The following is a 21494-nucleotide window of genomic DNA, read 5'->3' on the forward strand; positions in this document are numbered from 1 at the left end:
AACTTCTAAATAAAAACAATTTTAACTATCGATTTAATAGTATATAACTATATGACAAATTATCTATTAGGCGTTATATTTGTTTACAGATAAATAGTTAAATCACTTATTCATTAAGTAAGGGAGAACAATAATGAGCACCGCTAAATTAGTTAAAGCACCACAATCCGAAATGCTGTATACCCGTAACGATATTGAAGAAAGTGTTAAATTAGAAACTATCGAAATTCTTAACCATATGTTGGTTCAGTTTATTGATCTTTCTTTAATCACAAAACAAGCACATTGGAACATGCGCGGCCGTAATTTTATTGCAGTACATGAGATGTTAGACGGCTTCCGCAGTACTATCGTTGATCACTTGGATGAATTCGCTGAGCGAGCAGTACAATTAGGTGGAACCGCGCTAGGTACCACACAGACTATCAATAAACGTACAAGCTTAGAAGCGTATCCAACAGATATTCATGATGTGCAACAACATATTAAAGCACTTGCAGACCGTTATGCGGTTGTTGCTAATGATATCCGTAAAGCGATTGAAACAGTCCGTGATGAAGATACTGCAGATATATTTACAGCAGCATCACGCGATTTAGATAAATTCCTTTGGTTTTTAGAAGCCAATATTGAATCATAATTGTTAATTGATATTTATCTAAAATTTTTTAAAGCCACACTTTAGTGTGGCTTTTTCTTGGATAAAGCAGATGTAACGATATAAGAGCAGAACGCATATAAATAGCCTACTCAGTGAATTTTATTAGCTTTAAAATAATAACCCAGATCTGATGGTCGAATTTTAGTGAATCTAGCGCTCTATTCTGAATTATTTTATTATCTTTCATCGCTAATTTTAATCATACAAAATCATCAATAGTGATATAAATAGTGCTTATTAATAAGTTTTCCTTCCTAAGCTTTATAAAACAACTAAGTTTGTTTATAATCAATATTTAACCATTCAAAGCTTAAGGATTAAATCAATGGATTTCGACGTTAAAGACAGCAATGGCGCAGTATTAAATGATGGTGATACCGTACAGGTAATCAAAGATCTAAAAGTAAAAGGTACATCTAAGACATTAAAACGCGGAACAACGATCAAAAATATTCGTCTGACTAATCGTGAAGGCGAGATTGAATGTAATGCGGATAAAATTAAGGGATTGGTATTAAAAACCGAGTTCCTGAAAAAAGTATAACTGTTTCTATGAAGATGAAAAAAACTATTTAGCTAATTTTTTTCATCTTTTTTATTTTAACTTATCCTAACAGACTCAATCTTTAGGTTTCGGTATTTCAGCTCGCTCAATCGGGAAAATAGGCAGCGAATTTAATAATCTCTTCCCATAATTTTTTGTCACTAACCGCTTATCGTAAATAACTATCTCACCATGACAATGATGGCTACGAATAAGACGCCCAGTCTGTTGTATTAAGCTAAATGATGCGCTAGGTAAACTCTGTACTTCAAAAGGATAGCGCTTAAGTGATTTCAACCATTCACCCTCTGTAATAATGACCGGATTGGTAATAGGAGGGAAAGCAATTTTATGAATATGCACTTGAGTTAGATAATCACCTTTTAAATCAAGTCCTTCGGAAAAAGATTGTAGCCCAATCAATACACTGGTTTGGCCCTCATCGATACGCTGACAATGAGTTTCGACTAAGCGATAACGGGGTTGATCGCCCTGCACTAATAATTGTAATCGTAGATCGGTCACATGCGTTAGAAAGCCTTCCATCGCCCGTTGACTACTAAATAGCATTAAGATCCCACGATGTTCGCCCTGCGCTAATGATGCGCGAAAATAGGTTGCCATCTCCTTTAAATGTTCTGCTTCATTATGAATTGTTGGCTCATTAATCATTTTAGGAATAACTAATTTTCCTTGATTAACATGATCAAAGGGAGAATCTAAAGTAATAAAACGGTCATCGCTATGCTCAGATAATCCAGTTAATTCCTGTAAGCGAGAATAGCTATTAAGCGATCTTAACGTGGCAGAAGTCACCACCACATGCGGTATTTTTCGCCATAGTAACTGATTTAACTGATCACTCACTCGAATGCCGGCACAATGGAAGAAAATGCGAGATTGATTTTTTTCATAACGTCGGCTTAACCATTTTGATACCGGTGCCCCCGAGGCTTGCTCTAAACCCGCTAAGCGCCATAATTTAGCCATATTTTCAAAATAACCGACAGAGCGACTCGTCAATAAAATAGCTCGATGTAAACGAACAATATCTTGCTTCGCCGTTTGTTCATTTAAATCATTCAATATTGCTTCTGCTAAGCCACGAAAACTGTCAGTTAACCGAAATAATAACTGACAACAATTCTGTAATGTTTCAGGTAGTTGACCAAGAGCAAATAAATATTCATTCTCCGCACTGGTTTCTGGCAAAAAAGCATTAGCTAACATCGATAATTCATTAAAACTACTACGTAATTTTTCTGCATGATCGTGTAACTTATGGGGATCACTTAATTTTGGTGGCTTAGCGGGCTGAAATTGTGCAACATATTGACTAACATGCTGGGTAAAACTGTCCAATTGCGCCAATAAATGGGGCAGCGTAATTTCAGCTTCGACTTCTAATGCATCACGTGCGACATCGGGAATATGATGCCCTTCATCTAAAACTAGCAATAAATTTTTAGCTTCAGGTAATACTGAGTCATTTTCCATCGCAGCCATAACCAAGGCGTGATTAGCAACAATTACATCTGCATTTTCTATTTCTCGACGAGCCAAGAAAAACGGGCAATTTTGATAATATTGGCAATTTCGCCCCAAACAATTCATTTTATCCGTACTAATTTTGCGCCATAAACTGTCACTTAAAGAGCGTTTATAATGATCTCGCAATCCGTCCCATGCAAAACTGTGAAAATCGTTTCGCAGTTGCTGGCACAATGTACGCTCTTCGCTACTGGCAATTTCAGCTTTATCCTCAACCAAAAACATTAAATCAATTTGTTCACCCTCAGCAGCACAAATCGCCGCCATATTACGTGGGCAAACATAACGAGCACGACCAAATGCACCGGTAAACTTAAGATCGGGAATAATTTTTTTAAGTAATGGCAAATCTTTACTAAAAATTTGATCTTGTAATGCCACATTTGCCGTACTCACCACCAAAGGTTTTTGTTCTTCACGGCTAACCGCAATACCGGGGATCAGATAGGAAAGTGTTTTTCCTACTCCAGTTGGTGCTTCAATCACCAGATGACGTCCTTCTTCACTGGCAAACGTTTTAGCGACCTCAGCTATCATTTTGCGCTGAGGTGCACGAGGGATAAATCCGTCTATCTGTTGTGATAACCCTTTATACCATTCGGTTATCTGATCTTTAACTTTTCCGGAAAGAGGCATAGAACTCGTTGAATATTCAATATTGATAGAATGGTATATACCGTTCTCAATTAAGAAGATAAGAAGTAATTTCTGCTCAGAATCACGCAAAACTACTGTATTAAAAACCATTATGCCATAAATTCACGCGCCCATTCGCAATTTATCTATGGCATCTTAAAAAGTCAGCGGATTAACTTGTTTGTAACAATGATAACGATATACTCATACTTTATTTTTATTTTAGGTCTGCTGATGAAAAAAGTATTTATTGCCCTTTTCGCTCTCTGTGCTCTCGCCTCAATTGGTGGAACAATGCTTGCTGGTATGAATATCTATACTCGTTCAACTACCCCAATTGAACAACAACCGTCACAAGCGGAACAGCCCTCTATATTGCCTGCGCCCAACCAACACTAGCCTTTTTATTGGTTTACTGGTTTTTATTGATATTATTTCCATTCTAATACTTTCACGACGTATAGTTTGCACCACTTATACTTTTATACCACCGAGATTATATCCGGCTACTGCACATTAAGGCTCATATCGCGAAATAAAAAAAACCCGTGTGCCGTCGGTATCTCCGATGGCTCATCAGTTTTTTACTCTAATAAAACTATGTTCAAATATAGTGAGATATGATGATATATAAATAAAATATCTGCATGCAACGGCTGGAATGGATAAGGAGCTTTATTTATGTACCAAAATTATTTTGTAACCCCAGAATGGTTACATGCCAATTTATATAATCCGGATATTATTATTCTGGATGCCTCTTCTTCACCTCCAACAGCACCCGCGGATTGTCGTCAATTATGGCTTGCTGAACATATTCCTGGCGCTCAATTTTTTCATCAAGATGAAATTGCCGATACCCAAAGCCTTCTTCCGCATATGTTGCCAGATGAACAAACCTTTAGTGATGCCGTGGGTAAAATGGGGATCGGCTCTCAAACTCAAGTGATCATTTATGACCAAGGTAATTTATTTGCTGCACCGCGTGCTTGGTGGACATTTAAAACATTTGGCTGTCATCAGGTTAAAATCCTTGCTGGAGGACTCGCCGGCTGGAAATTGGCCGGTTTTTCAGTTGATTCTGGTGAAGTATCCGCGCTACCGGCTCAAAAATTTACTGCCGTTAAACAATCTAATAGTGCACTTTCACAAGCAGATATAATTGATATCGTTAAGAAAGCCAATAAACAGATAATTGATGCACGTTCTGCAGACCGTTTTCAAGCCTTAGCACCTGAACCTCGTCCCGGATTACGAATGGGGCATATTCCTGGCAGTAAAAATGTGCCTTGGAACCTATTGGTAGAAAATGGTCGATATAAATCCCCCGAACAATTAGCTTTGATATTTAAGCAACAACAAGTAGATATTGATGCACCTTCAGTAACTACCTGCGGCTCAGGAATGACTGCTGCTGTTGTTTTATTAGGATTAATATTATTAGGCAATGATCAAGTACAACTTTATGATGGCTCTTGGGCCGATTGGGGGCAAGATAACGGTTTGCCTATAGAGCAATAATGTTGGGCATAAAACACAGCTAATAACTATAAAAAAGCCCCTGATATTTATCTATTAGGGGCATATTTAATCTATTAGTATCACTTTTAATCAAAAAAACAGCTTTTAGCTTGAAAATACACCAGCTAAGAATAAAACAGCGATAGCACCAATAACTGCAACAATAAAGCTACCGAAATTAAAGCCATCAACTTTGCCTTTGCCGAAGAAAGTACTAATGTATCCCCCGACAACAGCACCGACGATCCCCAGTACAGTCGTCATTATAAAGCCAAAATGGTAGGTTCCAGGCATAATCCATTTAGCAAGTACACCCGCTATTAGACCAAATATAATCCAGGAAAGAACACCCATCATTAACCTCCGGTTAGTTATTTAAAATAAGTAATTGCTATTAAAATAGTTACTGCAAGTATTCATCCGTAACACTTAGTAATTAAAGCTTTAATATGCATATTTTGCAAATTTACAGCGTAAAATTATGACTAGATGAATCTGAAAATAATAAGATATTGGCTGATTAGTAAATAAATATCTACTAATAATAGCTAATCGCTCCAATAATGAGCATCTAATGTGGAATTAATATATGGGGTAATTGAAAAATATAAAATAACTATAAATATAAAGATATAAAGTGGAATACTGTTTTATCGTATTAATATCACTTAAAAATTAATAGCTTAAGATTGTTTGATTGATTTCATGTGATGTTTTTAGTGCTCTAATTTCACTAAATAATACATCAGCTTGCGTATATTCTTTACGTAAATAACCGAGCCATTGTTTAATTCTCGCCATATGATAATCACCAGAATCCCCACGTTTTTCTAACTGGGTATATTTGCGTAATATCTGCATCACGTCAGCCCAATCCATTTTAGAGTGATTAAATTTAATAACTCGACTCAAGTTGGGTGTGTTTAATGCACCTCGACCGATCATAATTGCATCACAGCCTGTTACTTCCATGCATTGTTTAGCGCTAGCATGATCCCAAATTTCGCCATTAGCAATCACGGGAATGGATAATCGCTGACGAATTTTTCCAATTTCCTGCCAATTAATGCGTTCAGCACGATAGCCATCTTCTTTTGTTCGACCATGGACAGTAATTTCCGTCGCTCCAGCCTGTTCAACTGCGTCAGCAATTTCATAACTTAATGAATGGTCATCCCATCCTAAGCGAACTTTTACTGAAACAGGTAAGGATTGAGGAACCGCACTGCGCATCGCCAAAGTAGCTTGATAAATCAGTTCAGGATTTTTTAATAAACTGGCACCACCACCATGGCCATTAACTGTTTTGGAGGGGCATCCACAATTTAAATCCACACCGTAAGAGCCTAAATCAATCGCTCGATTGGCATTTTCAGCCAACCATTGCGGATGTTGTCCCAATAGCTGAATCCGCACCAAGGTTCCCGATGAGGTTCTGCTATTGTGATTTAATTCAGGACAAATACGGTGGAATGTCTTTGCGGGTAATAAGCTATCGACAACACGAACGAATTCCGTGATACACAAGTCGTAGTCATTAACTTCAGTTAATAACTCACGAACCAGAGAATCTAAAACTCCTTCCATGGGCGCTAGCAAAACACGCATTTATGCTTCACTGCTCCGAGGTTTACGTCTAGGCATGCTCATTTTTTTATTTCCTGATGGGCTTGCTGGACGAGACTGTCCATTCCCCCATGGAGAATTTGAGCTGCGTGGATTTGCACCACGAGGTTTTGATGCAACACGTTCTGTTCTACCGCGCTGTTTGCCATTAATAATGGGCTCAGCTTTGATAGAAGGATCGGGTTCATATCCCGGGGTTTCCATACGTGGAATCGGTTTTTTCAATAAGCGTTCGATATCTTTCAATAATTTAGCTTCATCGACACACACTAATGAAACTGCTTTACCGGTAGATTCCGCACGGCCAGTTCGACCAATACGATGCACATAATCTTCGGGAACATTTGGCAACTCGTAATTTACGACATACGGTAATTGTTCGATATCGATACCACGAGCAGCAATATCGGTTGCTACTAATACTCGTATTTGGCCCGATTTAAAATCGGCCAGTGCACGGGTACGAGCGCCTTGACTTTTATTACCGTGGATAGCCGCAGATTTAATCCCATCATGATTAAGATTTTCAGCTAAGCGGTTAGCACCATGTTTGGTCCGAGTAAATACCAGCACTTGCTGCCAGTTATCGCGGCCAATCATATAAGATAATAATTCAGCTTTTCTTTTCTTATCAACTAAATGAACAAATTGCTCAATTTGTGATGAAGCTGAGTTACGTGGGGCTACTTCAATCGTCACTGGCTTATGTAAGATTTTATTCGCCAGTTGCTTGATTTCATCCGAAAATGTCGCCGAGAATAATAAATTCTGTCGTTTCGCCGGTAATTTACTGGTGATACGGCGAATATCATGGATGAAACCCATATCAAGCATACGGTCTGCTTCATCCAATACCAGAATTTCTACTTTGGATAAATCCACCGCATTCTGGTGTTCGAGATCTAATAAACGTCCAGGGGTCGCGATTAGAATATCTACGCCACCGCGGAGTTTCATCATTTGAGGGTTAATGCTAACACCACCAAAAACCACTAATGAGCGTATTTTTAAGTGTTGGCTATATTCTTTAACACTTTCAGCAACCTGAGCAGCAAGCTCACGAGTTGGTGTCAAAATTAAAGCACGTACTGGACGACGATTTTTCGGGACGTCAGTATTTTCAATCAATTTTTGCAAGATAGGCAGTGTAAAACCTGCTGTTTTTCCGGTTCCTGTCTGGGCACTTGCGAGCACATCATGGCCAGCAAGAACGGCAGGAATTGCTTCTTGCTGAATAGGGGTTGGGGCTTCGTAGCCCTGTTCATGAAGTGCACGCAGAATATCTCCGTGCAATGCGAGAGAATCAAAACTAATCAAAATAAGGTACTCCAGACTTCGCCACTCTGATAAATCAGATGCAGTTCAATGGGGAAGGATCACATAAAAATGGATAAAAGCGCAAACTGCCAAGCATAAGAGAGATTAATTCTAACACCATTAGCAGATAACAAGAATATTAATTTAGTTAATTATCTAAATTAATATAAAATGACATAAATATCGCATTAATAACTATTTGACGCTAAAAGCAATCAAATTATGCCTTCAATATCAGTAATCTGACCGGAGAGTCAGTGTATAGGCATGGTTAATTTTTTATTCTTTATTTGAGGAACAACTATGACAGCTACAACATCAGATTCAATCATATCCCGATCGTCCGCCGCAACGACTCCAACTACAGTATCAACAGCTAGAGGTGAACACGCTAAATACCAATTATTACGAGCTGCTGCTGATATCTATGGTGAACTAGGTCTTGATGGGGCAACAACTCGAAAAATATCACAAATTTCTGGTCAAAACATCGCCTCTATCGCTTATTATTTTGGTTCTAAAGAAGGACTTTATCTCGCTGTTGCACAACTTATTGCCGATTCGATTAAATCCACGTTTAGTCAACTACTCCATGAAATAGATTTGTATTTATTACAGTCAAATGAAAATAAAGTTCCTGAACAAGCACTTAAGTTAATTCAGCAAGCCTTAATGGATTATAACTATTTTCAATTAGAGAAAAATAATCTCAGCTTTTCACGAATTTTAGCTCGGGAACAACTTAATCCAACTGAGGCTTATACCATTATCCACGAGCAAGCATTAGGCCCTATTCATTCACGTTTGAATAGACTCATTGCAATATATATTGAGGCTGATCCCACTGATTTATCTACCTTAATCCATACTCATGCCATTTTAGGAGAAATTTTATCATTTCGTATTGCTCGAGAAACACTGTTACGGCAAACAGGTTGGCAGCATATTAATGAAGATGAATACAAAATTATTAATCAAGTTTTAATTCAACACACCAGCATATTATTAAATGGATTACGCCATCGCAAGAACGCAGAAAAGTGATATGATTGATAAATATACATTATGATTTAAATTGTTTTATCAACGATCCCTTGACTATACTGACTCATACCGCGTATTACGTGCTGTTCATAATGCCGGCCACTCAATAGACTAGGGATTTAGCCTGATTTTCTGAAAACTAAGGTTAGCAATGAACAATAAACGCAATTCAATTTTCATTCTAATTATTGTTATATTCATCGGTATTGCGCTGAGTGGTTATTATTTCTATCAATCACAACAGCCCAAAACATTAATATTATACGGCAATGTGGATGTCAGAACGGTTAACCTTAGTTTCCGTGTTGGCGGTAAACTTGCCGCATTAAATGTCGATGAAGGCGACCAAGTCACTACCGGCCAATTACTGGGGAAATTAGACGACAAGCCTTACATCAATGCATTAAACAAAGCCAAAGCCGTTCGTGATAGCGCGAAAGCGACATTGACCATGATGGAAAGTGGCTATCGAATCCAAGAAATCGCACAAGTCGAAGCTGAGGTCGCGCAACGTCAAGCTGCATGGCAATATGCAGATAGCTTTTATAAACGACAACAAAGCTTATGGGCGCAGAGAGTGATTTCCGCAAATACGCTCGACGATGCAAAAAACAATCGTAATCAAGCACTTTCAGCACTTAAAGCGTCTCAAGATAAACTTAATCAATATCAATCTGGGTTTAGAAACGAAGAAATTGAAGCTGCACGTGGGGAATGGCAGCAAGCTGAAGCTGCGGTTGCACAAGCCGAGCTTGATTTAGCGGATGCACAATTAGTCGCCCCATCTGCGGGAACCGTGTTGACGCGAGCAATTGAGCCGGGCACTATTTTAGCCCCAGGAAATACAGTATTTACTGTTACTCTCACCCACCCTGTATGGGTAAGAGCCTATATTAGCGAACCTAATCTTGGCCAGGCTATCCCAGGGCGTAAAATCTTATTGTATACCGACAATCGCCCTGATACCCCATATCATGGTCAAATTGGCTTTGTTTCACCTACTGCCGAATTCACGCCCAAAAGTGTGCAAACACCGGATTTAAGAACGGATTTGGTTTATCGCTTGCGTGTTATTGTTGATGATCCCGACGATGCTTTAAGGCAAGGAATGCCAGTGACACTGCGCTTTACTGATGCTAATAATGCACAATAAGGAGTCATTATGGCGGGCACAAGCTACCAAATTCGGCTACACAATATTGAAAAAAACTTTAAGGGATTAGCTTCGCCTGCGGTCGCTAAGCTAAATACGGTGATTACTGGCGGTTCAGTCACTGGGCTTGTTGGGCCTGATGGTGCAGGGAAAACCACGCTGATCCGCATGCTCGCCGGATTATTAAAGCCCGATCACGGTAGCATAGATATTTTGGGGCTAGACCCAATTACTGATGGCGTGCAGTTACGTGCAAATCTGGGTTACATGCCGCAAAAATTCGGTCTATATGAAGATCTAACCGTACAAGAAAACCTTGATTTATATGCAGATTTGCGTGGGCTAGTCGGGCAAGAACGTAAACAAACTTATCAACAATTATTATCATTTACCGATTTAACTCGTTTTACTCAACGTTTAGCGGGAAAATTGTCCGGTGGAATGAAACAAAAATTAGGCCTCGCTTGTACCCTATTAGGTAAACCTAAAGTTCTGTTATTAGACGAACCAGGCGTAGGTGTCGATCCCATAGCCCGCAAAGAATTATGGCAAATGGTGCATTCACTGGCCGATGAAGGGATGTTAATTTTATGGAGCACCTCTTATTTAGATGAGGCAGAACAATGCCGTGAGGTGCTACTACTTAATCAAGGGCAGTTATTATATACCGGGCAGCCAAAACAACTCACTCAAAAAATGGCTGGCAGATCCTATCTTTTAGATATTCCCGCCCAGTACCGACGTGCCACCTTACAAAATGCTTTAGTGTTGCCAGAGACCACAGATGGCGTTATTCAAGGCCGTTATGTTCGGCTTATTTTACGCCCCGACGCCGATAAATCGGCTCTTTTACAAGCACTAAAGATGCCTCAAGCCCAGCTAATTGATGCCGAACCGCGTTTTGAAGATGCATTTATTGATCTCCTTGGTGGCGGGCCGTCGCATCGTTCAGAATTAGCTGAAATCATGCCGCAAATCCCTCCTGCACCGCATGAAACAGTAATAGAAGCACGCAACTTAACCAAAAAATTTGGTGATTTTGCAGCAACAGATCATGTCGATTTTCAGGTTAAGCGCGGGGAGATTTTTGGCTTACTCGGTCCCAATGGAGCGGGAAAATCAACTACGTTTAAAATGATGTGCGGGTTAATGAAACCCACCGAAGGCCATGCGTTGGTGCTAGGAATGGATTTAAAAACCAGCTCAGATAAAGCGCGCCAACATTTAGGCTATATGGCGCAAAAGTTTTCTCTGTATGGCAATCTAAATGTAGGGCAAAATCTCAAATTCTTTTCGGGCGTATATGGGCTAAAAGGTCACCAGCAAGCAGCAAAAATCAATGACATGGTCACTGCCTTTAATTTAACCCCGATGCTAAAACAACTAACCGATGAGTTACCTTTAGGGTTTAAACAACGATTAGCCTTAGCTTGCTCATTAATGCATGAACCAGATATTCTTTTTTTAGATGAACCAACTTCTGGAGTAGACCCACTCACTCGGCGTGAATTTTGGTTACATATCAATGGAATGGTGGATAAAGGTGTGACAGTCATGGTTACGACTCATTTTATGGATGAGGCCGAATATTGTGATCGTATAGGCTTAGTTTACCGCGGTAAAATTATTGCTGCTGGCACACCGGATGAACTAAAACAGCAAGTGGCCAGTAAGGAAAATCCTGACCCATCAATGGAAGATGCTTTTATTGAACTGGTATTAAATTACGATAAAACGTTGCAGGAGGCAGAAAAATGAGCCTTCAACAAGCTAATAATGTGCATTTTTCATGGCGGCGACTCAAAGCGCTATGCGTTAAAGAAACTAAGCAAATTCTGCGTGATCCTAGCAGTGCATTAATTGCGTTGGTTATTCCATTAATGCTGCTGTTTATATTCGGCTATGGAATTAACTTAGATTCTAGCCGTTTAAAAGTCGGCATCTTGATGGATCAACAAAGCCAATCCGCTCGAGAATTAGTGGATACGTTTACGGGATCTCCCTTTATTGATGCTACTATTAGTGATAATCGACAAGCATTAACCGATAAAATGCAGGCGGGTGAAATTCGCGGCATTGTAGTTATTCCCGTTGATTTTGCTGCACAATTACAACGCACTGATGGGCATGCTGAAATTCAAGTTATTACCGATGGCAGTGAACCCAATACGGCAAATTTTGTACAAGCCTATACACAAGGTGTCTGGCAAACATGGCGGATTCAACAGGGTGAAAATGAAGGGTATTCAACATCACCATTAATTGACGTTGATATGCGATATTGGTTTAATCCGGCAGCAATTAGCAAACACTTTATTATTCCCGGTGCCATTAGCATTATTATCACTGTAGTCGGTGCTATTTTAACTTCGTTAGTTATCGCCCGAGAATGGGAGCGCGGTACCATGGAAGCGTTATTATCTACCCAAGTGACTCGCAGCGAATTATTGTTGTCTAAATTACTGCCTTATCAATTTCTTGGCTCTCTGGTCATGCTGCTCTGTATGCTAGTTACTGTATTTGTTTTAGATATCCCTTATCGAGGTTCACTGTGGATACTGTTTATTATAACTAGTCTTTATCTCGCGACAGCGCTCGGAATGGGGTTATTAATATCTACCCTAACCCGCAATCAATTTAATGCAGCGATGGTGGCATTAAATGCCGCATTTTTACCGGCGATTATGTTATCTGGCTTTATTTTCGAGATTGACAGCATGCCGGCCATTATTCAAGCCGTAACCTATTTCATTCCTGCCCGTTATTTTGTTAGCAGTCTACAAACTCTATTTTTAGCGGGGGATATCTACATTGTGTTATTGATGGATATCTTATTATTGATTGCTTCGGCGATATTATTCATCGGATTAACGGCGTGGAAAACACGGCGTCGTCTGGATTGATTGAGGAGCCATCATGTTTCATCGACTGTATACTTTGATCATCAAAGAATTACAATCTCTGTTACAAGAGCCGCAAACGCGAGCTATTTTAATCTTGCCGGTCATTTTCCAAATGGTGTTATTCCCGTTAGCGGCAACCTTAGAAGTCACAAATGCCACCATTGCTATTTTTGATCAAGATAATGGCCCAGCATCAATTGAGCTCACGCAACGTTTAGCTAAAGCGGAAGCTTTTTCTCAGGTTTTATTATTAAAAAGTGAAAATGAAATAAAACAAACTATCGATGAACGGGCGGCATTACTGGTAGTTCGCTTCCCGCAAAATTTCAGCGCTAATCTAGCCAGTAACAACACCGCGTCAATAATGTTATTGCTGGATGGACGTAATTCTAACAGTGCTCAAATCGCCGCTAATTATATCAACCAAATCGTGATGGACTATCAGCAATCACGTCTAGTAGGTAAAACGCTCCCTAATAACAGTCAGTTAGTAGTCCGTAATTGGTATAATCCAAATTTAGATTATAAATGGTTTATTGTGCCGTCATTAGTGGCTTTAATCACCACTATCGGTGTGTTAATTGTCACCTCATTATCTATCGCGCGTGAGCGTGAACAAGGAACGCTAGAACAATTATTAGTCTCTCCATTAACCACCTGGCAGATTTTTGTCGGTAAGGCTATCCCAGCATTAATTGTCGCGACAGGACAAGCTAGCATCGTGTTGATTATTGGGATTTTTTGCTATCAAATCCCTTTCTCAGGCTCGCTATTGCTATTTTATGCAACTATCTTAATTTATGGATTATCTTTGGTAGGATTTGGGCTATTAATTTCCGCGCTCTGCTCTACACAGCAGCAAGCATTTATCGGCGTTTTTGTCTTTATGATGCCAGCTGTACTGCTTTCAGGGTATATTTCCCCGGTCGAGAACATGCCCGTTTGGCTACAAAATATTACGTGGGTTAATCCTATAAGGCACTTTACCGAGATAACCAAACAGATCTATCTAAAAGATGCTGGCTTTACTGTGATTTGGCCCAGCCTATGGCCTTTATTGGTGATTTGCGTTATCACTAGTAGCTTTGCTTATTATTTGTTTAGAAAGAAAATCGCCTAGAATCATAGCAATAAAAAACCCTCAGAACCCAGAGTGACTCTGGAAACTGAGGGTTTTAATATTTATTCTAGCGTTTATTCAGTAAAACGATGAATTATTCTATCCTTCGTTCACCATAAGGCATTCACTATAATGCCTTTGCTGTAATACTTTGACTGTAACGCCAATATTAACGACGATCACCAAAGATGCGTAGCAGCATCAAGAACAGGTTGATAAAGTCCAAATACAGCGTTAATGCACCTAAAATTGACGATTTACGCATCATTTCTTTATCGTTTTCGTCAATTTGAGCACCCATTTCTTTCAGCTTTTGAGTATCATACGCGGTGAGTCCAGCAAAAATCAGTACTCCTGCGTAAGTCACTATCCAGTACATTGCCGGGCTTTGCAGCCAAATATTGACCAGTGAAGCGATAACTAAACCAATCAGTGCCATGAACAGGAAATTGCCCATACCCGTTAAACTGCGCTTAGTGGTATAACCATAAACGCTCAACGCACCAAACATCGCGGCTGTAATAAAGAAGGTGCTGGCAACAGACACGGGAGTATATGCGGCGATAATTACCGATATAGTTAATCCTGTCAGCACCGAATAGAGCATAAACATCCCGGTTGCTGCCATTCCATTTAATTTAGGCAGTAAAAAGGATAATCCAAGCACTAGGCCGAATTCAGCAATAATTAAGCCAAAAAACAAGATGTTATTAGTTGCAATAGTGTAATATAAACCACTGCTAATTGAATACCAGGCAACAAATGCGGTCAGTAATAGACCGACAGTCATCCAGCCATAGACCTGAGCCATATAAGCCTGAATGCCTGCATTTGCGCGCTGGACGAGAGAATCATTACCACTACGTTGATTAAATCGATCCATGATGGTTACCCTTCATCATATGTGAAAATTAATAGCTGAACATTCAGCCACACTACAAATTCATTCAAAGTTTATCACAACTGTATGACATTGCCATGCAACAAACTGCTAGCCAGTAGATACATAAGTTAACTCATGCAAAAATCATTAGGTCTTTCTGCCAGCTCTGGAGTAAAACTATCTATCCAATATGTTATCCATGTAAGCAATGTCTATTATATAAATAAGTAAACTATATCGATGCAAAAATCATTAGCTAGTTTAAATAGAAAATAATTAATTCTTTTTAATCTTATAAACAAATGGCTGAGATTGGCCATGATCATCGATAATATTTGCTTCTACATTGATATTATCTAGATCAGAAATTTGATGAGGCAGCTTATATTCCCTTGAAGATAAAGGAGAAGTCATCATGTCACTTTCAGGTAGAACATTTACACTTATATTTTTTATTTTTAGTGTTATTCCTGAAAAGGATATATAAAATGGCGTTGGATTATGACAAATAAGTTTAGTTTCATTACCACTATTAGATAATGAGAAATAAATATCATCCATGTTCTTATTTATTTCTTTTAGACTTTTAGGCCGATAAAAAATTTTCATTTGAGTATTCATAGCAACAAGCACTTTAGTCTGTTCCTTATTACTTGAATTTTTTACCGCGGGGATTTCATAAAGATTTAACCAAAATACTGATTCTCTATCGCTAGGTAATTCTTTATTGTTATAAATAATATTAAGATTAGTCATCTCACCTTGATTCAATACAAAAACAGCAGGAACTGATACAAAGGGATAGGCTTTTTGCTTAAACTCTCCACTTCCTTCACCATTATCAATCCATGTTTGAGCAAAAATAGAATACTCATTGGTATTACCAAGAATTAGATTTTTTTTAAAATCACCTTCATTAAATATAACTCGATTATTTGATGCAATAATCCCAGAATAAGCAGGTGATATTATCATTATCCCTAAAATAATAAATAACCAATAAATAAAATTATGTTTATTTATCATTATTGAACCTTAATTATAATATAGGCTTTTGCATCAACTGCTCCAGAAACAACTTTTTCTGTGGGTAATTTCTTTAAGCTTGCAGTTAATTGGATAAGATAATTAGTATAACCAGAAGCAGAACTACCGACTGAAGATGAGCCCGCAAGAACAGGAAACCATCCTGAGGCAGATGATGTAGCCGCTGAACATGGTGTATTTGTTGAACATCCACTCCAGCCAACAAAAGGCATCACTGCTCCAGTTGATGTATTACTTAACTCAATTCCTACACCTGTTGCTATAGATGGATTAACACCATAGCCATCAGACAATAAATAACTTACTCCACCTTGAGAATTAACTAAATTTAATTGTTGAGCTTTTTGAAAAGCTTCAACTGTCGTCTGTAATCCTAATGATGTATTATCAGTTTGAATTCCTGACTGCATTGTATTGTCACATTCGATATTTATATCAAAAGTACTGCTACTAACCTTACCAGCATTTAATTCAGTTACAGATATTGTCGGCAATATAACTAAAGGCGTATGGTTTCTAACGACACAGGTTGCAGTATGCGATAACGATGCAATGGGTGGTGTTCCCATACCGATAACCATCCAGCGCCCTGTTCCCCAAGTTCCATAGTGGTCATTAGAGTCAGTACCCGCAGTTTCACCAGAAATACCTGGGCCTTTAAAGTGGACATAGCCATTGGGTTGCGTACAAGTGTAGGACGATTTACCTGTAGTTGGTGCCATTGTATTACTGCCACAATAAGAAAATTTAGCGCCGGGTAATGAGCTAACTTTAATAGCATCCGCACGTATCTGACTAAAATCTTTAACCCGGATCTGTATTTTATTGCCTACCGTGTTATAACTTTGTATCGGATACTCTTGCCAATTACGAATAAAATCCTTACCTGAATTTAAGTGAGTTAGTTTTATTGCCACATATGGAAAATAGGTAGCAAAATAATTAGGATAACCATCAGCTGCACCTATATCCCAATATCCGCCAACGCGATCATCACCATTAGTAGCAAAAACCTCATAAATACTATCCTTATCTGTAATATCACACTCGTACAATACAGCCTCAGGGTTCGGATAAGAATAGGAATTAGAAAAACTAACAATTGATGAACCTAACGGCGATCCTACAGGCTGTAAATAATTACTTGTAATATTTATATTACCTAATCCAGAACTTGCACCTCTACCATCCGCTCCAGCATTAATTGATGTAACACGAGTGCATCTAGCATAGCTACTCAAGCTAGTAAATAGGCCACATATAAGCATGATAATATAAATTTTTTTTGTTTTCATAGCTAAATCCTAATTACAAACTTGCATCAATTGAATTAATGGCTGATCGTTATCTTTTGGTAATTCATAGTCAATCGTACATTGTTGATTTAATGATTCACCCCAAAAAATATTTAGCGTTCCTTTTTCTTTATTTGCCCGAAAATAAAACTGATTTCCTTGGCCTACCATACCAATAATTTTATTATCTTCATCAAATGCTTGGCTTCCCATAGGAATAGAATCTTTATCTTTTCTTAATAATGTAACTAATACCGGTCTACCATAACTTGTTTTATATTTGACACGAACCATAGCGCCAGAATAAGGTGCTACTCGTTTATCAGGAGTATTAATCTCAACTCTACTATCAACATTTTCCGTCCCTAATAATAGTGTATTATATTGATAAGGGACTAATGATGGAACTATTGCGTAACCAAACCTATCAACTACAACATCATTTCTATTTGCTACTCTAGCCCCTTTAGCGTCAGGAGCATCAATTAGAGCAAACGTATCTCCTAAATAAGGTCCTAAAGTAATACCACCTCTATGCGCAACAACTCCACCTTGAATACCGCCAGATACTTGCCAATAATCTTTATTTTTAGACGTCGTAGCTCTTATATTGGTATAAGGTAATTGCGTTTGGAATGAACCAGATAATGTACCTTGACTAATCTGATTTTCAGATGAATAACTTAAACCATAACTAATAGGTTGATTATCTGAGCCTATTAGACCCGACAAACTGGTTTGATAATTATTTTCACCATCATAATGCAACGTCGAAAAAGAAAGATTCGGGGAATTATAATTATTTCCTAATGGAATACTTAACCCGAGGGAAATATAAAGCTGGCTTTTTCCTTTATCAGCATTCTGCCCATCATAATACCAACTACTGGCTAAAGAATTACTCATTTTAGCAATTGATACGCTACTAGAAATACCATTAGATAAAATTTTACTCCATGTAAATTGGAGCTGATCATTTGTTCCATTTGAATTATGGTAATTTTCACGTGACGCAGAAAGTCCTACATTACCATAATCTTTTAAATTTTGATTAAGAACGATATCAAATCTAGATCTTTGTCTTAGAATTTTATCTTGCCAATTGCTTACATTATTATCAGATAAGTACCTTGCATTTAAGGTATCACTCAACGAACGAAATCCACTAGTTGAATAATGATAACTAGATAATGTGACTGAAGTATCTGTCGGTTGAAATGTTTTACTATAAGAAGCATGAAACTTCCAACCTGTTTCTTCAGAGTTTTTAGGTAACTCAGCATGAGAAAATGTAGTATTGAAGCTTAATGCGCCAAAATAGGCTGTATAGACGCCTCCCATAGTTACTGCTTGATAACCTTTAGCTAATTGATTAGCAATATTTAAAGTAATCGAATTTGTTAACCCATGTTGAATAACAAATTCACTAAATAAATTATTATCCCCAATAAAACGTGTTTTACCGGCAGTAACTGCATACTTAGTATATCCTGGACGTACTGATTCAGGTACAGCAGAAAACGGAACAATAAAACTACTTTTCGTACCATTAGATTCTATAACTTCTACTCGTAAATCCCCTGCATAATTAGTTGAGTAGAGATCATCTATTGTAAATGGACCAGCAGGAACTGTTGTTGTATATATAATATTACTGCCTTGCCATACTTTTACTTCAGCATTACTATTTGCAATACCTTGGATTAAAGGTGCATATCCACGTATATTATTCGGTAGCATTCTATCATCTGAGCTTAATTGTATACCTTTAAACCCCATACCTGGTAATAGTTGGCCCGAGGTAAACCCCTCACCGATTAATAATTGACTACTAATATTATAAATTGCACGTTGAATATAACGACGTGTCGTCTTCCATTGGCCGCCACTAGAATTTGAGTAACTATAATGACTATCTTGCCGATAATTCCATAAACCTAAATTAAAACCCCCTTTAACATCTAAATAAGTAGAGTTTATATCTTTTATATTATCACTATAATTCACGTGATATTGATTAATATTATAATTAGCAAATAACATTGTCTCGCCACTATCAAGACTTTCAGCTTGAATAATAGTGGTATTTTTACTTTTTAGCTTTGCCTGTGGAATAGTAAGATTCAATTTTAATTGTGAGTAATTAAAAGATGAAATAATATCACTATCAATATCGCTTAAAAAATAACATTTATTTTCATTTTTAATATTTATAGGTGATTTTTTAAAACCTAATAAATAAATTTGATTGGGTTGTAAGCAGGGTTGTATTTTATCTAATAAATTATATTTAAATATAATGGTTACTTGTGTTATAAAAGTATTATTTACATATAACTCCACCTTATAATCACCAGGTGGTATTTTTTGTTTATAATCAAACTGCTGAAGTTCAGAGTTACTTAAACTGTTACCTTTTATTAATGATGGATCGAAATAATAATCATTATCTTCTCCACCAAAAGATTGGTTATTTATCCCTAAAAAACACCACAATATGATCGAAATAAAGCGATTAGATAATGTTATAGATCTCGTATATTTCATATTATTTAATTTTTATGATGGTTATTTTTATAAGATATTAATAGTTCTAAATTTTTCCACGCCATAATCATTAATCAATCCAAGCTGGATATGTATCTCACCTGATTGATATTCAGTTGATATAGGCCATGCTCTCTCTGAAAAAGGAGCTATCATATCAATTTCTACTGTTGATTTCTTATTAGCCTTAGTTATTATCGCAGTTGTCATACTGGCATAATAGGGTGTTGGGTTTTTAATTGTTAATAATTTTTCGTTTCTTTTTATTATTAAATCATTAATTGTATTGTCAGAACTCCCGGATAAGCCATTAGGTCTATAAAAAATTTTCAGACGATTAGTAACAACTAACATTAATTTATTTTGTTCTGCTTCTGATTTCATTACCGAAGGAATACTGAGATAATTAAAATAAAATATACTCTCACGATCTTTTGGTAATGATTCGTGACCAGTATAGACTATCTTAACAATCTGCTTACTATTAGCATCGATATTGAATATAGATGGTATAGCAGCAAATGGACCATCAGCATTGTCTGGTGATGATGATGGATTATTAATATCAGTCCAAATTTGCACTAATGCTGGTGTTTTATCATTATTCGAAAATATTAGTGTTTTATCTTGACTAGATGATGGGTAAATAATTCTATTACCTAGCATAGTTACACTAGCAAAAGAATTCGTCCATACCAGTAAGCTAAACAATACGAATAAAAATGATTTTTTGATAGTTAATAGTCGCATTAATGGCTCCAATAATATGGACACCATATAAAAATGATGTCCATATTAATCTAATTATTTATAGGTAATCGCGTACTGTGCACTAGCAATAACTGAACCCGCTGTTGCAGTAGTCTCTTCTGCATAATAGCGTGCTTTATATGTTGTTGGTGTTACACTGCCATCTTCTGCAATACTGATACTAGTCTGAGAAGCAATGAGATCACCTGCGGTAAACACAAAACTAGAGCTATTATTATCAACTAATTGAATTGATATATCTTTAGCTGTACCAGTATTACCTAAATTATTTCCTGCGGTGACAAGGTTACCTAAGAAACCAATTTTTAAAGAACTTTCCATACCATTACTGCCTGTAGTTGCAGAACAACCAGAAACATTAATAGTAAATTCAGTCTCACCCGCAGTTTTACCTTTGGTTACTGCATCTGCCGTTTTAAATTCATTAATAGAAACTGTTGGAAGTAACACAACAGGGCTTTGTTTATTCCCATTAATATCTAAAGAACAAGTTTGATTAGAAACTTCGCCTTTAAAACGAACTGTATTATCAGAAACATTAGGAACAGCGAGCGCAGACCCTGAAATAAGAATCAAGGATAATGCAATAATATTTTTATTCATATATTCACCAGTATTAGTAATTGTCTATACTCTGTAAATATAATAACTTAGATCCTTATATATTCAACAATTGTAATTATTGTAAATTTACCTTAAGAATTGCAAAGTGTTAATTAATTATTTAAGAACTAAAGAATCTAATAACACATCACAATAGATTAATTTTATTAATTATTTAATGTGAAAATTAACTTATCACATATCAAGTCAAAAAATGATCATCTATATGTAGTTTATTGTATTTAATATAAATTCACTCAATTTTTGAACTA

At 37.3% G+C, this 21494-nt stretch carries 19 protein-coding genes; 9 read left to right on the forward strand and 10 right to left on the reverse strand.

Annotated elements, in window-relative coordinates:
* The first annotated feature begins 133 nt into the window (after window positions 1-133).
* Complete coding sequence (dps, locus tag M992_RS13055; RefSeq protein WP_047255689.1) at window positions 134-640, forward strand: DNA starvation/stationary phase protection protein Dps; 507 nt, start codon at window positions 134-136, stop codon at window positions 638-640.
* Window positions 641-986: 346 nt separating this feature from the next.
* On the forward strand, window positions 987-1205 hold the full coding sequence (locus tag M992_RS13060) for an alkylphosphonate utilization protein (protein WP_053909000.1): 219 nt from the start codon (window positions 987-989) through the stop codon (window positions 1203-1205).
* A gap of 75 nt (window positions 1206-1280) precedes the next feature.
* Here M992_RS13060 and dinG read toward each other — a convergent pair whose 3' ends face one another.
* A complete protein-coding gene (dinG, locus tag M992_RS13065; RefSeq protein WP_053909096.1) occupies window positions 1281-3392 on the reverse strand; it encodes an ATP-dependent DNA helicase DinG in 2112 nt (703 codons plus the stop codon).
* A gap of 189 nt (window positions 3393-3581) precedes the next feature.
* On the opposite strand from dinG, the gene M992_RS15155 reads away from it, so the two are divergent.
* Entirely contained in the window at window positions 3582-3791 is a 210-nt protein-coding gene (locus M992_RS15155; protein WP_134473731.1) for a hypothetical protein, read from the forward strand.
* A 282-nt stretch (window positions 3792-4073) separates the two neighbouring features.
* Complete coding sequence (gene sseA / locus M992_RS13070) at window positions 4074-4913, forward strand: 3-mercaptopyruvate sulfurtransferase (protein WP_053909001.1); 840 nt, start codon at window positions 4074-4076, stop codon at window positions 4911-4913.
* 105 nt (window positions 4914-5018) lie between these two features.
* Here the strand turns inward: sseA and M992_RS13075 are convergent, their stop codons facing one another.
* The 3 genes from M992_RS13075 to rhlE all read right to left on the reverse strand — a co-directional run bounded on the left by M992_RS13075 (window position 5019) and on the right by rhlE (window position 7853).
* Window positions 5019-5267 carry a GlsB/YeaQ/YmgE family stress response membrane protein gene (locus tag M992_RS13075; protein WP_047255694.1) on the reverse strand — a complete coding sequence of 83 codons (249 nt, stop codon included), beginning with the start codon at window positions 5265-5267 and terminating at the stop codon, window positions 5019-5021.
* Between the two features lie 321 nt (window positions 5268-5588).
* Window positions 5589-6521 (reverse strand): tRNA dihydrouridine(16) synthase DusC, encoded by a 933-nt coding sequence (dusC, locus tag M992_RS13080; RefSeq protein WP_053909002.1) that lies wholly within the window; start codon window positions 6519-6521, stop codon window positions 5589-5591.
* Window positions 6522-7853: an ATP-dependent RNA helicase RhlE gene (gene rhlE, locus M992_RS13085; RefSeq protein ID WP_174721783.1), complete on the reverse strand. Its 1332-nt coding sequence runs from the start codon at window positions 7851-7853 to the stop codon at window positions 6522-6524.
* Window positions 7854-8159: 306 nt separating this feature from the next.
* Between rhlE and M992_RS13090 the strand changes: the two genes are divergently transcribed.
* The 5 genes from M992_RS13090 to M992_RS13110 all read left to right on the forward strand — a co-directional run bounded on the left by M992_RS13090 (window position 8160) and on the right by M992_RS13110 (window position 14076).
* Window positions 8160-8900, forward strand: coding sequence for a CerR family C-terminal domain-containing protein (locus M992_RS13090; RefSeq protein ID WP_082335442.1), 741 nt, complete (start codon window positions 8160-8162; stop codon window positions 8898-8900).
* Window positions 8901-9051: 151 nt separating this feature from the next.
* Entirely contained in the window at window positions 9052-10053 is a 1002-nt protein-coding gene (gene hlyD, locus M992_RS13095) for a secretion protein HlyD (RefSeq protein WP_053909004.1), read from the forward strand.
* 9 nt (window positions 10054-10062) lie between these two features.
* Window positions 10063-11811 carry an ATP-binding cassette domain-containing protein gene (locus tag M992_RS13100; RefSeq protein WP_053909005.1) on the forward strand — a complete coding sequence of 583 codons (1749 nt, stop codon included), beginning with the start codon at window positions 10063-10065 and terminating at the stop codon, window positions 11809-11811.
* A complete protein-coding gene (locus tag M992_RS13105; RefSeq protein ID WP_053909006.1) occupies window positions 11808-12956 on the forward strand; it encodes an ABC transporter permease in 1149 nt (382 codons plus the stop codon). Before M992_RS13100 ends, M992_RS13105 begins: the two co-directional genes overlap by 4 nt.
* A 13-nt stretch (window positions 12957-12969) precedes the next feature.
* Window positions 12970-14076 (forward strand): ABC transporter permease, encoded by a 1107-nt coding sequence (locus tag M992_RS13110; protein WP_053909007.1) that lies wholly within the window; start codon window positions 12970-12972, stop codon window positions 14074-14076.
* Window positions 14077-14245: 169 nt separating this feature from the next.
* On the opposite strand, the gene M992_RS13115 is transcribed toward M992_RS13110, so the two are convergent.
* From M992_RS13115 to M992_RS13140, 6 genes are all read right to left on the reverse strand, one after another.
* Window positions 14246-14959 carry a Bax inhibitor-1/YccA family protein gene (locus tag M992_RS13115; protein WP_047255702.1) on the reverse strand — a complete coding sequence of 238 codons (714 nt, stop codon included), beginning with the start codon at window positions 14957-14959 and terminating at the stop codon, window positions 14246-14248.
* A gap of 276 nt (window positions 14960-15235) precedes the next feature.
* Window positions 15236-15985 carry a fimbrial biogenesis chaperone gene (locus tag M992_RS13120; protein WP_053909008.1) on the reverse strand — a complete coding sequence of 250 codons (750 nt, stop codon included), beginning with the start codon at window positions 15983-15985 and terminating at the stop codon, window positions 15236-15238.
* The gene (locus M992_RS13125) at window positions 15985-17301 is read right to left on the reverse strand and encodes a fimbrial protein (RefSeq protein WP_053909009.1); all 1317 of its coding nucleotides are present in this window, start codon (window positions 17299-17301) and stop codon (window positions 15985-15987) included. The genes M992_RS13120 and M992_RS13125 overlap by 1 nt, the downstream gene beginning before the upstream one ends.
* A 9-nt stretch (window positions 17302-17310) precedes the next feature.
* Window positions 17311-19848 (reverse strand): fimbria/pilus outer membrane usher protein, encoded by a 2538-nt coding sequence (locus tag M992_RS13130; RefSeq protein WP_082335443.1) that lies wholly within the window; start codon window positions 19846-19848, stop codon window positions 17311-17313.
* A gap of 27 nt (window positions 19849-19875) precedes the next feature.
* Entirely contained in the window at window positions 19876-20598 is a 723-nt protein-coding gene (locus M992_RS13135; protein ID WP_053909010.1) for a fimbrial biogenesis chaperone, read from the reverse strand.
* A 54-nt stretch (window positions 20599-20652) separates the two neighbouring features.
* On the reverse strand, window positions 20653-21222 hold the full coding sequence (locus tag M992_RS13140) for a fimbrial protein (RefSeq protein ID WP_053909011.1): 570 nt from the start codon (window positions 21220-21222) through the stop codon (window positions 20653-20655).
* Window positions 21223-21494 lie beyond the last annotated feature (272 nt).

Source organism: Moellerella wisconsensis ATCC 35017, from assembly GCF_001294465.1.
Lineage (GTDB): Bacteria > Pseudomonadota > Gammaproteobacteria > Enterobacterales > Enterobacteriaceae > Moellerella > Moellerella wisconsensis.

What these genes read in the sequence shown, in the direction of transcription:
- M992_RS13130 (WP_082335443.1), bottom strand. Translation starts at nt 19,848, where the DNA reads ATGAAATATACGAGATCTATAACATTATCTAATCGCTTTATTTCGATC.
- M992_RS13120 (WP_053909008.1), bottom strand. Translation starts at nt 15,985, where the DNA reads ATGATAAATAAACATAATTTTATTTATTGGTTATTTATTATTTTAGGG.
- dusC (WP_053909002.1), bottom strand. Translation starts at nt 6,521, where the DNA reads ATGCGTGTTTTGCTAGCGCCCATGGAAGGAGTTTTAGATTCTCTGGTT.
- M992_RS13110 (WP_053909007.1), top strand. Translation starts at nt 12,970, where the DNA reads ATGTTTCATCGACTGTATACTTTGATCATCAAAGAATTACAATCTCTG.
- M992_RS13075 (WP_047255694.1), bottom strand. Translation starts at nt 5,267, where the DNA reads ATGGGTGTTCTTTCCTGGATTATATTTGGTCTAATAGCGGGTGTACTT.
- M992_RS13125 (WP_053909009.1), bottom strand. Translation starts at nt 17,301, where the DNA reads ATGAAAACAAAAAAAATTTATATTATCATGCTTATATGTGGCCTATTT.
- M992_RS13115 (WP_047255702.1), bottom strand. Translation starts at nt 14,959, where the DNA reads ATGGATCGATTTAATCAACGTAGTGGTAATGATTCTCTCGTCCAGCGC.
- hlyD (WP_053909004.1), top strand. Translation starts at nt 9,052, where the DNA reads ATGAACAATAAACGCAATTCAATTTTCATTCTAATTATTGTTATATTC.
- M992_RS13100 (WP_053909005.1), top strand. Translation starts at nt 10,063, where the DNA reads ATGGCGGGCACAAGCTACCAAATTCGGCTACACAATATTGAAAAAAAC.
- dinG (WP_053909096.1), bottom strand. Translation starts at nt 3,392, where the DNA reads ATGCCTCTTTCCGGAAAAGTTAAAGATCAGATAACCGAATGGTATAAA.
- sseA (WP_053909001.1), top strand. Translation starts at nt 4,074, where the DNA reads ATGTACCAAAATTATTTTGTAACCCCAGAATGGTTACATGCCAATTTA.
- M992_RS13140 (WP_053909011.1), bottom strand. Translation starts at nt 21,222, where the DNA reads ATGAATAAAAATATTATTGCATTATCCTTGATTCTTATTTCAGGGTCT.
- M992_RS13090 (WP_082335442.1), top strand. Translation starts at nt 8,160, where the DNA reads ATGACAGCTACAACATCAGATTCAATCATATCCCGATCGTCCGCCGCA.
- dps (WP_047255689.1), top strand. Translation starts at nt 134, where the DNA reads ATGAGCACCGCTAAATTAGTTAAAGCACCACAATCCGAAATGCTGTAT.
- M992_RS13135 (WP_053909010.1), bottom strand. Translation starts at nt 20,598, where the DNA reads ATGCGACTATTAACTATCAAAAAATCATTTTTATTCGTATTGTTTAGC.
- M992_RS13105 (WP_053909006.1), top strand. Translation starts at nt 11,808, where the DNA reads ATGAGCCTTCAACAAGCTAATAATGTGCATTTTTCATGGCGGCGACTC.
- M992_RS13060 (WP_053909000.1), top strand. Translation starts at nt 987, where the DNA reads ATGGATTTCGACGTTAAAGACAGCAATGGCGCAGTATTAAATGATGGT.
- M992_RS15155 (WP_134473731.1), top strand. Translation starts at nt 3,582, where the DNA reads ATGATAACGATATACTCATACTTTATTTTTATTTTAGGTCTGCTGATG.